At 71.1% G+C, this 12,255-nt stretch carries 12 protein-coding genes; 11 read left to right on the top strand and 1 reads right to left on the bottom strand.

Annotated elements, in window-relative coordinates; all coding sequences use genetic code 11:
• The first annotated feature begins 48 nt into the window (after positions 1-48).
• The 10 genes from ACIBK1_RS17530 (at position 49) to ACIBK1_RS17485 (ending at position 9,916) form a co-directional block, all read left to right on the top strand.
• Entirely contained in the window at positions 49-402 is a 354-nt protein-coding gene (locus tag ACIBK1_RS17530) for a YraN family protein (RefSeq protein ID WP_396736101.1), read from the top strand.
• A gap of 1 nt (position 403) precedes the next feature.
• Positions 404-2,152, top strand: a complete 1,749-nt coding sequence (locus ACIBK1_RS17525) for a YifB family Mg chelatase-like AAA ATPase (RefSeq protein ID WP_396736098.1) — start codon at positions 404-406, stop codon at positions 2,150-2,152.
• On the top strand, positions 2,152-3,444 hold the full coding sequence (gene dprA, locus ACIBK1_RS17520) for a DNA-processing protein DprA (protein ID WP_396736095.1): 1,293 nt from the start codon (positions 2,152-2,154) through the stop codon (positions 3,442-3,444). Before ACIBK1_RS17525 ends, dprA begins: the two co-directional genes overlap by 1 nt.
• 285 nt (positions 3,445-3,729) lie before the next feature.
• Complete coding sequence (locus ACIBK1_RS17515) at positions 3,730-5,154, top strand: CoA transferase (RefSeq protein WP_396736092.1); 1,425 nt, start codon at positions 3,730-3,732, stop codon at positions 5,152-5,154.
• A complete protein-coding gene (locus ACIBK1_RS17510) occupies positions 5,136-5,366 on the top strand; it encodes a hypothetical protein (protein ID WP_396736089.1) in 231 nt (76 codons plus the stop codon). The genes ACIBK1_RS17515 and ACIBK1_RS17510 overlap by 19 nt, the downstream gene beginning before the upstream one ends.
• Positions 5,367-5,575: 209 nt before the next feature.
• A complete protein-coding gene (rpsB, locus tag ACIBK1_RS17505) occupies positions 5,576-6,493 on the top strand; it encodes a 30S ribosomal protein S2 (protein WP_030511715.1) in 918 nt (305 codons plus the stop codon).
• A gap of 193 nt (positions 6,494-6,686) precedes the next feature.
• Positions 6,687-7,520: a translation elongation factor Ts gene (tsf, locus tag ACIBK1_RS17500; RefSeq protein ID WP_030511714.1), complete on the top strand. Its 834-nt coding sequence runs from the start codon at positions 6,687-6,689 to the stop codon at positions 7,518-7,520.
• A 52-nt stretch (positions 7,521-7,572) separates the two neighbouring features.
• Positions 7,573-8,343, top strand: coding sequence for a UMP kinase (gene pyrH / locus ACIBK1_RS17495; RefSeq protein ID WP_030511713.1), 771 nt, complete (start codon positions 7,573-7,575; stop codon positions 8,341-8,343).
• Between the two features lie 9 nt (positions 8,344-8,352).
• On the top strand, positions 8,353-8,910 hold the full coding sequence (gene frr / locus ACIBK1_RS17490; RefSeq protein ID WP_030511712.1) for a ribosome recycling factor: 558 nt from the start codon (positions 8,353-8,355) through the stop codon (positions 8,908-8,910).
• 106 nt (positions 8,911-9,016) lie between these two features.
• A complete protein-coding gene (locus tag ACIBK1_RS17485) occupies positions 9,017-9,916 on the top strand; it encodes a phosphatidate cytidylyltransferase (protein WP_081903967.1) in 900 nt (299 codons plus the stop codon).
• A gap of 55 nt (positions 9,917-9,971) precedes the next feature.
• Here the strand turns inward: ACIBK1_RS17485 and ACIBK1_RS17480 are convergent, their stop codons facing one another.
• The gene (locus tag ACIBK1_RS17480) at positions 9,972-11,006 is read right to left on the bottom strand and encodes a suppressor of fused domain protein (RefSeq protein WP_396736084.1); all 1,035 of its coding nucleotides are present in this window, start codon (positions 11,004-11,006) and stop codon (positions 9,972-9,974) included.
• 104 nt (positions 11,007-11,110) lie between these two features.
• Here ACIBK1_RS17480 and rlmN point away from each other — a divergent pair, with 104 nt between their 5' ends.
• On the top strand, positions 11,111-12,223 hold the full coding sequence (gene rlmN, locus ACIBK1_RS17475) for a 23S rRNA (adenine(2503)-C(2))-methyltransferase RlmN (protein WP_396736081.1): 1,113 nt from the start codon (positions 11,111-11,113) through the stop codon (positions 12,221-12,223).
• The last annotated feature ends 32 nt before the right edge of the window (positions 12,224-12,255 follow it).

Genomic DNA, 12,255 nt, shown 5'->3' with positions numbered 1-12,255 from the left:
CACGGGCCGGGGGCCGCTTCGGCGAATGTCTGCGGCGGAGGTGGTCCCATGGCGGCGAAAGATCGGCTGGGCAGACAGGGTGAGCAACTCGCCGTGACCTTTCTGACGGCGAAGGGCATTCGAATACTCGACCGCAACTGGCGCTGCGCGGAGGGCGAGATCGACATCGTCGCCCGCGACGGCGACGCGCTGGTGATCGTGGAGGTGAAGACCCGCTCCGGGCGCAGCCACGGCACCGCCTACGAGGCGGTGACCGGGGAGAAGCTGCTGCGCCTGCGGACGCTGGCCGTCAAGTGGCTCACCATGCACACGGAGCGTTTCGACACCATACGGATAGACGTGATCGCCATCGAGCGGTTCGCGGGCGACTTCTCGCTCAGGCACGAACGCGGGGTGGTCTGAGATGCCCGTCGCCCGGACCCATTGCGTCGGCCTCGTGGGCGTCACCGGACGCCTCGTGGAGGTCGAGGCCGATGTGGGCCCCGGCATCGCCGGAACGCACTTCATCGGGCTTCTCGACACCGCGATCAGCGAGGCGCGGGGCCGCGTGAGATCCGCGCTGATCAACAGCAGGTTCGCCTGGCCCGACGCACGGGTCACCGTGAGCCTGTTCCCGGCCACCTTGCCCAAGCGAGGATCGATCTTCGACTTGGCCATCGCGATCGCGGTGCTCGGTGCGGCCGGCGCCGTCCCCGCGCAGCGGATCGCGGCGCCGATGTTCGTCGGCGAGCTCGGTCTCGACGGGCGGGTCCGGCCGATCAGAGGCGTGCTGCCGGCCGCGCTCGCCGCCGCGGAGGCGGGCGTGCGCACGGTCGTGGTGCCCGCGCTCAACGCCGCCGAGGCCGCTCTCGTGCCCGATCTCACCGTGGTTCCCGTCGCCACTCTCGGCGAGCTGGTCGGGTGGCTGCGCTCGGGCGACCTGCACCGGCTTCCGGTGGTGGACGACGCCGCCTCGCTCGCCCAGGATGCCGAGCACACCGGACGCAGCGGGCACATAGAGCACACCGAGCACGGCGAGCCCCGCGAACAGGCCGAGCACGATGAACAGGCCGAGCGCGGCGAGTGTGGCCGGCAGGCCGGGCAGGGCGGGCAGGTCGGCCATGGCGCTTACGCCGAGCATGGCGGTGACGCTCGTCGCGTCGAGGACGCGTCGCGTCCGGCAGGCCCGTACGCCGGCGACCGGAGGGTGCCGGGACCGGACCTGTGCGACGTGGCCGGGCAGCCGATGGGCCGCAAGGCACTGGAGGTGTGCGCCGCCGGAGGGCACAACCTCTGGATGCTGGGCCCGCCGGGGAGCGGCAAGACCATGCTCGCCGAGCGCCTGCCGACCCTTCTGCCCCCACTGGACCAGGAGAAGGCCCTGGAGGTGTCGGCCATCCACTCGGTGGCGGGAACGCTGCCGCCGGGGCGTCCGCTGCTCACCCGGCCGCCTTTCATGGCCCCGCATCACAGCGCCACGATGGCGGCCGTCGTGGGCGGCGGGAGCGGAGGCGTCGTGAGACCCGGAGCGGTGTCGCTGGCACACCGAGGCGTGCTCTTCCTCGACGAGGCACCGGAGTTCGCGACGACCGTGCTCGACTCCCTGCGGCAACCCCTCGAGTCGGGCACGGTGACCATCGCGCGTGCTGTCGGCGCGGTCACCTTCCCCGCCCGGTTCATGCTCGTCATGGCGGCCAATCCGTGTCCGTGCGGTCTGCAGGGAACGGTCGGGCACCCCTGCAAGTGCACCCCCGCGGGCCGGCGCCGTTATCTCGACCGGCTCTCCGGGCCGCTGCTGGATCGCGTCGACGTGAAGGTGAAGATCGGCCGGGCCACCCGCGCCGAGTTGCTCGCGGACCGGCACTTCATGGAGACCAGCGCGACCGTGGCCGAGCGGGTGAGACTGGCGCGCGAGCGGGCCGCCAGACGGTTGGCCGGCACTCCCTGGCGCACCAACGCGGAGGTGCCGTCATCTGTGTTGCACCGTGACTTCCGCCTGCCCGACGCCGCGATGGCCCCGCTCCATCGAGGTCTCGACGTGGGCACGCTCAGCGCACGCGGTCTGGATCGTGTGCTCCGCGTCTCCTGGACACTCGCGGATCTCTCTTTCAAGGACCGTCCGGATCAGGCCGAGACGTCGGCCGCCCTCGCACTGTGGCTCGGAGTGGATTGATGGAAACGACTGAGTTCCCCACCGGCGGCGAAGCGCCGGCCCGCGATGCCATCTCGCAGGCAGCGGGCACCTCGACCCCCATCGGGGACGCCGAGGGCGCGAACGGGGACGCCGGCGGCGCGACCGGTCCGGGAAGGGCGGATCGGCTGGCCCGGGTGGCGATCATGCGGATGGCCGAGGCGGGCGACGCGGTGATGAGCCGGCTGATCGCCCGCTTTGGTCCGGTCGGCGCGATGGAGCAGGCGAGGCGCGGCGTGCTCGACCCTGACTTCGCCCGTGAGGAGAAGGAGCGCGCCGAGGCTTCCAGGCGCCACCTGGATCTCGGCCGGCATGCGGCGGCCTGGGCGGCCCGATACACGGACCCGGCGGGCGACCTGGAGCAAGGCATGCGGCGAGGAGCCCGGCTCGTCGTCCCGGGCGACGTCGAATGGCCCACGCAGCTCGACGACCTCGGGCAGGCACGGCCGTTCGGACTGTGGGTGGATGGACAGGCGAACCTGCGCTTCTCCTGTCTGCGCTCGGTCTCCGTCGTCGGGGCCAGGGCCGCGACCGCGTACGGCACGACGGTGGCGGCCGAGTTCGCCATGAGTCTCGGCGGGCGCGGGTGGACGGTGATCAGCGGTGGCGCCTACGGGATCGACGGCGCCGCCCATCGGGGCGCGCTGGCGTCCGGAACGCCGACGGTCGTCGTGCTCGCCTGCGGGACGGACGTGTGTTACCCCAGCGCGCACGAGGACCTGTTCGCCGCCGTGCGCCGGCAGGGCGTGGTGATCAGCGAGTGGCCGCCGGGGGCGCACCCCACCCGGCTGCGGTTCCTCATCCGCAACCGGGTGATCGCCGCTCTGTCCCGGGGGACCGTCGTCGTGCAGGCGGCCGCGCGCAGCGGTGCACTCAACACGGCGACGCATGCCTGGGGCCTGAACCGGCATCTGATGGCCGTGCCCGGTCCGATCACCACGGAGGTCTCCGCGGGCTGCCACGTCCTGATCCGCCAGGGCAAGGCCGTCTGCGTCACCTCGGCTGAGGAGATCGTCGAGTTGGTCGGCTCCATCGGTGACGATCTCGCACCGGAGCAACGCGGGCCCGTCCGGCCTCGCGACGGGTTGAACGACGAGACCAGACGTGTGCTCGAAGCGATCCCCGCACGCGGCGCCACCGGCCCCGCCGTCATCGCCGTCGCCGCCGGTGTGGACATCGGGACGGCGCTCGCCTGCCTCGGCGCTCTGGCCGCCGCGGGATTCGTCGAGAACGTGGACCGAGGGTGGCGGCTGCGGCCTGCCGCGCGCGGATGAACGGCAGCATGCGTCGTCACGGCCCATCCGGCGGGGCTCTCGCGCGGCCTGTCCCCGGCCTGCCGCCGGCCCGCTCGCACGACTGCGAACAAGGCTCTCGTCGTCCACAGCCGGGGTCCACGGCCGGGGTGCACAGCCGGGGCTGGGAGGGGAGATGGGAGGTCGGCCGCGAGTGAACTGCGACCGGCATGGATACTTTCCCCGGTTCCCGGAGGCGGCTCTGCCGCTGCGGAGCACGCGGCCGGGCATCGGGCGCCGCAGGGCATCGGCAGTGAGGAGCCGGCAGTGACCGCGAAACTGATCAGGGATTTGGGCGCGGGCGTCGGAATCGCCCTGCCCGAGGTCCGGGTCGTCGGCGAGGACCCCGTCCTGCCGTCCGTCTTCCCCCTCGGCACGATGGCCGCGGCCTCGGCCGGTGCCCTGACCGCCGCCGTCGCGGCGTACGCCCGCCGCATCGGGAGGAGCGACGAGGAAGGGTCCGGCGGCCGGCAACCGGTTCGCGGGGCGCACGGCGATCCGGACGTGACGATCGATGTCCGGCACGCCGCCGTGGCCTTCCAGAGCGAGAGGCATTTCCGCACCGACGGGAAGGCCATGGATGTCTGGGCCGAGTTGTCGGGGGACTACCGCACCTCGGACGGCTGGGTCCGGCTCCACTGCAACTTCGACCATCACCGTGATGCCGCCGTGCGCGCGCTCGGGCTGCCGCCCGGCTCGGGCAAGGAGGACGTCGGCAGGGCGTGCGCCGGCCGTACGGCGGTGGAGATCGAGGACGCGGTGATTCGCGAGGGGGGCTGCGCGGCGGCGATGCGGAGCAGGGCCGAATGGCTCGCGCACCCCCAGGCGCGGGCGCTGGCCGGCCTTCCGCTCGTCGGCGTCTCCAGGCTGTCCGTTAGGGGCGGCGTGCTCGGCGACCTCGGGACTGGGCTTCCGGCCGGGATCGAGAGGCCTCTCGGCGGCGTGCGGGTGCTCGACCTGACCCGCGTGATCGCCGGGCCGGTGGCCGCACGGGCGCTCGCGGCGTACGGCGCGGACGTGCTGCGTGTGGGCGCCGCGCATCTGCCCGAGGTGCCGGGGCTCGTGGTGGAGACCGCGTTCGGCAAGCGGTCGTGCCACATCGACCTGCGTTCGGAGGCGGACAGGCTGAGGGAGCTGGTCCGTCAGGCCGACGTGGTCATCCAGGCATACCGGCCCGGGGCCCTGCGGGCCAGGGGCTTCGGGCCGGACGACCTCGCCGCCCTGCGGCCCGGCATCGTCTGCGTCGACATCTCCGCCTATGGCGCGCGCGGGCCGTGGGCTTCGAGGAGGGGATTCGACAGCCTCGTCCAGATGGCGTGCGGGATCGCGCACGAGAACGGCGACGGGCTGCGGCCGAGCCCGCTGCCCGCACAGGCCCTCGATCACGGCACCGGCTACCTGGCCGCGTTCGGCGCGGTCGCGGCTCTGCTGCGGCGGGCGGCCGAGGGCGGCTCCTGGCACGTCGAGGTGTCGTTGGCGAGGACCGCCGCCTGGCTCGACGACCTCGGCAGGATCGATGGGGCGGGGGTGCCGCAGCCCCGGGTGGAGGATCTGCTGGCGACGATGGACAGTCCCTTCGGCACGCTCACCTATGTCATGCCGCCCGGCGCCATCGACGGGACGCGTCCGCGCTGGACGAGCCCGCCGCCCCGCCAGGGGGAGCACCCCGCGGCGTGGGCTCCGTCCTCCTGACGGCCGCCGCCGGCCGGGCCCTGCTGTTGCGGTGCTCGCTCCTGACCGCGGTGCTGGGGGTGGCGCTGGTTGTGGAAGGCCGGGAGGTGATGCGGCTCCTGACCGCGGTGCTGGGCGGGGCGCTGGCTGAGGGGCTCGGTGGGGTGCTGGGTGGGGCGGCTCTCGAAGGCGGGGGGGCCGGCGGTGGGCGTGGTGGTGTGGCGGCGTGCTGATCCGGCAAGGGTCAACTGAACGGGCGGATCCGGGTAGACTGTTCGACGGCCTGCTAGGCGGGCCGAATTCGCACGCCCACTCACGAGCCGCCTTCTCGGTCCGGACCACGTCCGGCGAAAGCGGCCCGGGGCGTCAGGGCGCGGGCAAGACGCCCGCGTGACCAACCGAGACCGTGCCCGAGGGCACACGACCATGGAGGACCATCACCATGGCCCCTGTCGTAACCATGCGGCAGCTGCTGGAGAGCGGCGTCCACTTCGGCCACCAGACGCGCCGGTGGAACCCGAAGATGAAGCGCTTCATCTTCACCGAGCGCAACGGCATTTACATCATCGACCTGCAGAAGTCGCTGTCGTTCATCGACCGTGCCTACGACTTCGTGAAGGAGACCGTCGCGCACGGCGGCACCATCATGTTCATCGGCACGAAGAAGCAGGCGCAGGAGTCGATCGTCGAGCAGGCGTCGCGCGTCGGCATGCCGTACGTGAACCAGCGCTGGCTGGGCGGCATGCTCACCAACTTCTCCACCGTGCACAAGAGGCTCCAGCGGCTGAAGGAGCTCGAGGAGCTCGACTTCGACAACGTGGCCGGCTCCGGGCTCACCAAGAAGGAGCTCCTGATGCGCCGCCGCGAGAAGGAGAAGCTGGAGCGCACCCTCGGCGGTATCCGTGACATGGCCCGCGTCCCGAGCGCGGTCTGGGTCGTGGACACCAAGAAGGAGCACATCGCGATCAACGAGGCCAAGAAGCTCGGCATCCCGGTCGTCGCGATCCTGGACACCAACTGCGACCCGGACGAGGTCGACTACCCGATCCCGGGCAACGACGACGCCATCCGCGCCGTCAGCCTCCTCACTCGCGTGATCGCCGACGCCGTCGCCGACGGTCTCATGACCCGTGCGGGCGCCGGCCGCGGTGACGAGAAGCCCGCGGGCGTCGCCGCCGCCGAGCCGCTGGCCGAGTGGGAGCGTGAGCTCCTCGAGGGTGGCGAGGCCGCTCCGGCTGCCGAGGCTGCCCCGGCCGCCGAGACCGCTGAGGCTCCGGCCGCAGAGACCGTCGAGGCTCCGGCCGCCGAGGCCACCGAGGCCACCGAGGCCCCGGCCGCCGAGCAGGGCGAGCAGGCCTGACGAACGACCACGGATTCCCGCCGGGCGCGGCGCCTCATGCCGGCCGCGACGGCGGGAATCTCCCAGGCAGCGACCTGGTTCCGGTGCGGTAGGGCGACGCCCGCCGCGCTGAGGGCTTCACCGGGTGGGCACTCGGCACGGGTGCCCACCCCCCAGACGATTCGCATCCGGGTCCCGAAGAGGAAATTGGACAATGGCTTCCGTAAACATGGCCGACGTCAAGCGGCTTCGCGAGCTGACCGCCGCCGGCATGATGGACTGCAAGAAGGCGCTCGAGGAGTCTGAGGGCGACTTCGACAAGGCCGTCGACATCCTGCGTCTGAAGGGCGCCAAGGACGTCGGCAAGCGCGAGGCCCGCACCGCGTCGAACGGCCTGGTCGCCGTCAAGCACGAGGGCGACTCCCTCGCGGCGCTGCTTGAGCTCAACTGCGAGACCGACTTCGTCGCCAAGAACGAGCGTTTCCAGGAGCTCGCCGCCGACATCGTCGCGCACATCGTCGCGACCAAGCCCGCCGACGTGCCGACCCTGCTCGAGTCCGAGCTGAACGGCAAGACCGTCAAGGAGCTGCTCGACGAGGCCAACGCGGCGCTCGGCGAGAAGATCGAGATCCGCCGGTTCGCGCTGCTGGAGGGTGGCTTCATCACCTCCTACATGCACAAGACCGACCCGCAGCTCCCGCCGGCCGTGGGCGTGCTCGTGCAGCTCGACACGCCGAACGCCGAGATCGCCAAGGACATCGCCCAGCACGCCGCCGCGATGGCCCCGAAGTACCTCAGCCCCGCCGAGGTGCCCGCCGAGGTCGTCGAGAAGGAGCGGTCGCTGTTCGAGCAGATGACCCGCGAGGAGGGCAAGCCCGAGGCCGCCATCCCGAAGATCGTCGACGGCCGGGTCAACGGCTGGTACAAGGACTTCACTCTGCTGGAGCAGGCGTTCGTGAAGGACAACAAGAAGACGATCGCGAAGGTCGCGGACGAGGCCGGCGTCAAGGTCCTGGCCTTCACCCGCTACAAGGTCGGCCAGGCTTAGGCTTACTGCCAGGAGCTTTTCGACCCGCGCTACATCCGAGGAGGCCGCCGCCGTGCAGGAGAACACCAGACCCGCCACGCCGGCGGCTTCGTCGTACGACGGGCCGCTGCGCTGGAAGCGGGTGATGCTGAAGCTGTCGGGTGAGGCGTTCGCGGGCGGGGAGTCCCTCGGGATCGACCCGCGCGTCGTCGCCCAGCTGGCGGACTCGGTCGCCGAAGCGGTCCGTGAGGGCGTGCAGGTTGCCGTCGTCGTCGGCGGCGGCAACATGTTCCGCGGAGCCGCCCTGTCGCAGGGGGGCATGGACCGCGCCCGTGCCGACTACATGGGCATGCTCGGGACCGTCATCAACTGTCTCGCCCTGCAGGACTTCCTGGAGAAGCGCGGCATCGACACCCGTGTGCAGACCGCGATCACGATGCAGCAGGTGGCCGAGCCCTTCCTGCCGCGCCGCGCGATCCGCCACCTGGAGAAGGGCCGCGTGGTCATCTTCGGCGCGGGGCTCGGCTCGCCGTTCTTCTCGACCGACACCTGTGCCGCGCAGCGCGCACTGGAAATCGGCGCCGAGGCATTGCTCAAGGGCACCCAGGTCGACGGCGTGTACGACTCGGACCCGCGCAAGAACCCCGATGCGGTCCGATTCGACCAGCTTGATTACGGTGAGGTGCTGACGCGGGGCCTCGGGGTCATGGACGCCACCGCGATCAGCCTGTGCATGGACAACGGCCTGCCCATCGTGGTCTTCGATCTCATGGGCGAGGGCAACATCCTCCGGGCGGTCCGTGGTGAGAAGATCGGCACGCTGGTGAGTCCGGCAGGGAAGTAGGGAGCCGCAGTGATCGACGAAACCCTCCTCGAGGCCGAGGAGAAGATGGACAAGGCGGTGACGGTCGCCAAGGACGACTTCGCGAGCATCCGCACCGGCCGTGTGACGCCCTCGATGTTCAACAAGATCAGCGTTGACTACTACGGATCGCAGACGCCGATCCAGCAGCTCGCGTCGTTCCACGTCCCCGAGGCGCGCATGGTGCTCGTGCAGCCGTACGACAAGGGCTCGCTGAGCGCGGTCGAGAGGGCCATCCGCGACAGCGACCTCGGCGTCAACCCGAGCAACGACGGCATCGTGATCCGCGTGGTGTTCCCCGAGCTGTCGGAGGAGCGCCGCAAGGAGTACATCAAGGTCGCCCGCAACAAGGCGGAGCACGGCCGGGTGTCCGTGCGGAACATCCGCCGGCACGCCAAGGAGATCCTCGACAAGCTCGTCAAGGACGGCGAGGCCGGCGAGGACGAGGTCCATCGTGCGGTCAAGGAGCTCGACGACCTCACCCAGAAGCACGTCGCGAAGATCGACGAGCTGCTGAAGCACAAGGAAGCCGAGCTGCTCGAGGTCTGACGTCGCGGCCCGGAAAGCGGGCCGTACGGCACGACCGTGATCCTTGCGCCGCACCCGCGAGAGCGGGACGGCGCAAGGATCACACGCATATAGAGAGTGGGACGCTGTGGACGGAACTGCTGCCGCCGGCGACCGGAACCCGGCGGGCACCGGCGCCCCTGGCGGCGCGTCCGGCGATGCCGCCAAGAAGCCCTCGGGCCGCACGGGCCGCAACCTCCCCGCCGCGGTGGGGGTCGGCGTCGCGCTCGGCGCGGTGGTCATCGGCTCGCTCTACTTTGTCAAGGTCGCCTTCCTCGTCGTGGTCCTGGTGGCCGTCGGCGTCGGCATCCACGAGATCGTCAAGGCGTTCGACGGGTTCGGCATCCGGGTGCCGCTGCCGCCTCTGCTGGCCGGAATGGCGGCCATGGTGCTCGGACCGTTCTGGGGCGGCACGACGTTCCTGGTCGGCGCGTTCGGCGTGACCGTGATGGTGCTGCTGGCCTGGCGCATGTTCCAGGGCGCGGAAGGCTTCGTCAGGGACGCGACCGCCGCGGTGTTCGTCGCGGTCTACCCGGCGCTGCTCGCGGGGTTCGTGCCGTTGCTGCTGGCCCCCGAGGACGGGCCGGATCGTGTGATCGTCTTCGTCGCGGTCACCGTCTGCAGCGACATCGGCGGATACTTCGCGGGGATCTTCTTCGGCAAGCACCGGATGTCGCCGCTCATCAGCCCGAAGAAGACCTGGGAGGGCTTCGCCGGGTCCACCCTCGCCTGCGTCGTGGGCGGCGCGTTACTGGTCCACTTCCTGCTGCAGGGCGAGTACTGGGAGGGCGCCGTCGTCGGCCTGGCCGGAGTCGTGTGCGCGACGCTCGGCGACCTGGTCGAGTCGGTGATCAAACGTGACATCGGCGTCAAGGACATGGGCACGCTGCTGCCGGGGCACGGCGGGGCCATGGACCGCCTCGACTCGCTGCTGTTCACGCTCGTCCCCGTGTGGCTGCTGCTCACGCTCCTGGTCCCGGTCGCCTGACCGCCGCCCGGCCCGCGTTCCCGGTCCGCGTTCCCGGCCCAGCGCGCGGAACGCGTCAGATCCGGCTGGTCATCGCCAACCGCTCGCTGATCGCACGATGGCCATGATCGGCCACGAGCCGGAGTTCCGACTCGGTGAGCGGAAGCAGCCACAGCCACCGTACGGCGTCGCCGCCGAAGGTGAATCCCGACATGTCCGGTAGTCCGGGCGGGTCCATCAGCATGAGCACGCCCTGGTGCCCGCCGTCCAGGGGAAACGTGACCGGGTTCTGGAACCAGCGGGCCGTGTGCCCGTGCCCCAGCCAGGTGACCGACCGCCACGGATACTGCCCCAGCCAGGCGAACAGTCGTGCGGCGGTCCTCGGATCCTGCCTGGTCGCCAGCGCGAGTTCCACCCGGCACGCCGTGTCGTACATCTCCGCGGCGGGCATTCGCTGGCAGCTCATGCCGACCGTGGACAGCACGGTGTAGTCCCGGGTGAACGTGGGCGGGCGCTCGCTGACGCCCACCAGCGGGAACCGGTCGCCGGAGACGTCCCAGTAACGGCCGGGCGGCCCGAGCCTGCTGTCCAGATGCCCGAGCACGAACTGCTGGTAGGTGGCCCAGCTGCCGTCCGCCTGCCGCCACTGCCAGTACGCGCGGGCCTTGGCAACCCGGGGGGACAGGCCCTCCAGCGCCTCGCCGAGCGGCCAGGCATAGGGCGACTCCCCGACGGCGTCCCGCGCGTATCCGGGCATGCCCCGCTCCAGGTCGGCCCACGCCGGAATGACCGCCAGAAGCGCGTCGTTCTCGTACAGGGCGACGCCGTCGCCCTCCTCGAACCACAGCACCGACAGCGACTCCGCGTGCAGGGGCGGCCGGCCGGAGGGGCGCGCGGTGTGCGCCTCGGGCATCACCGGCGGCAGCCCGGAGGTCGCCCGGCCCACATCGGCCTCGGCGGGTGCGGGGACGTGGTTGGCCAGCCAGACCGCTCCGTGGACGATCCCCTTCGCGTCACGAAGGTAAGCTACGGAGGAGGTCCGGTCGGCTTCGATCGTCAGTGTGCGGCTCCCGTAGGGGTTGGTGCTGGTGAGCACGACAGTGGTGTCCACACCTCACCTCTCGTACGCCTCCGGGATTCGACCGCCAGACAGAATGTAAAGCCGCGCGCGCCAGTCGTTAAGACCACTGCCGCGGATGATGGAAAGGGTTTTGCGTGAGCGAGCAGCCGAAGACCGGGCAGCTGACCTTCGTGGCGCCCCGCAGGGCCAAGCCGCAGCGCCACCTCGCCGACCTGACCATGGCCGAACGCAGGGCGGCGGTGGCGGAGCTGGGGGAGAAGCCGTTCCGCGCCGACCAGCTCTCCCGCCACTACTTCACCCGGCTGACCGGCTCTCCCGAGCAGATGACCGACCTGCCGGGCGCGCTGCGCGAGCGGCTGATCGAGCAGCTCATGCCTCCGCTGCTGACCTCCGTACGCGAGATCACCTGTGACGGCGGCACGACGCGCAAGACGCTGTGGAAGCTGTTCGACGGCTCGCTGGTCGAGTCGGTCCTGATGCGTTACCCCGACCGCGTCACCATGTGCGTCTCCTCCCAGGCCGGATGTGGCATGAACTGCCCGTTCTGTGCGACGGGCCAGGCCGGGCTCACCCGCAACATGTCCACCGCCGAGATCGTCGAGCAGGTCGTCGCTGGCGCGCGGGCGCTGGCGCGCGGCGAGGTCCCCGGCGGGCCCGGGCGGGTGACCAACGTGGTCTTCATGGGCATGGGCGAGCCGATGGCCAACTACAAGGCCGTCATCGGCGCCGTCCGCCGCCTGGTCGACCCCGCGCCGGAGGGTCTGGGCATCTCGGCGCGTGGGATCACGGTCTCGACGGTCGGCCTGGTGCCGGCGATCGGCAAGCTCGCCGACGAGGGCCTGCCGGTGACGCTCGCGGTCTCCCTGCACGCCCCGGACGACGAGCTCAGGGACACGCTCGTGCCGATCAACACCCGGTGGAAGGTCTCCGAGGTGCTCGACGCGGCCTGGAGCTACGCGGCCAAGACCAAGCGCCGCGTGTCCATCGAGTACGCCCTGATCAAGGACATCAACGACCAGGAGTGGCGGGCCGACCTGCTCGGCCGCCTGCTCAAGAACAAGCTCGTGCACGTCAACCTGATCCCGCTCAACCCTACGCCCGGCTCGAAGTGGACCGCTTCGCGTCCGGAGGACGAGCGGGCGTTCGTACGCCGCCTGGAGTCGCACGGCGTCGCCGTCACCGTACGGGACACCCGGGGGCGGGAGATCGACGGGGCGTGCGGGCAGCTCGCCGCGGCGCCCCAATAACTAGCCTTCCCAAAACCGGCCTTCCGATGACC

Origin of the sequence: Microbispora rosea, from assembly GCF_044460045.1 — a bacterium.
Lineage (GTDB): Bacteria > Actinomycetota > Actinomycetes > Streptosporangiales > Streptosporangiaceae > Microbispora > Microbispora rosea.
Note: the sequence above shows the minus strand (reverse complement) of the source record. Positions and strands in the feature narration are given on the sequence as shown.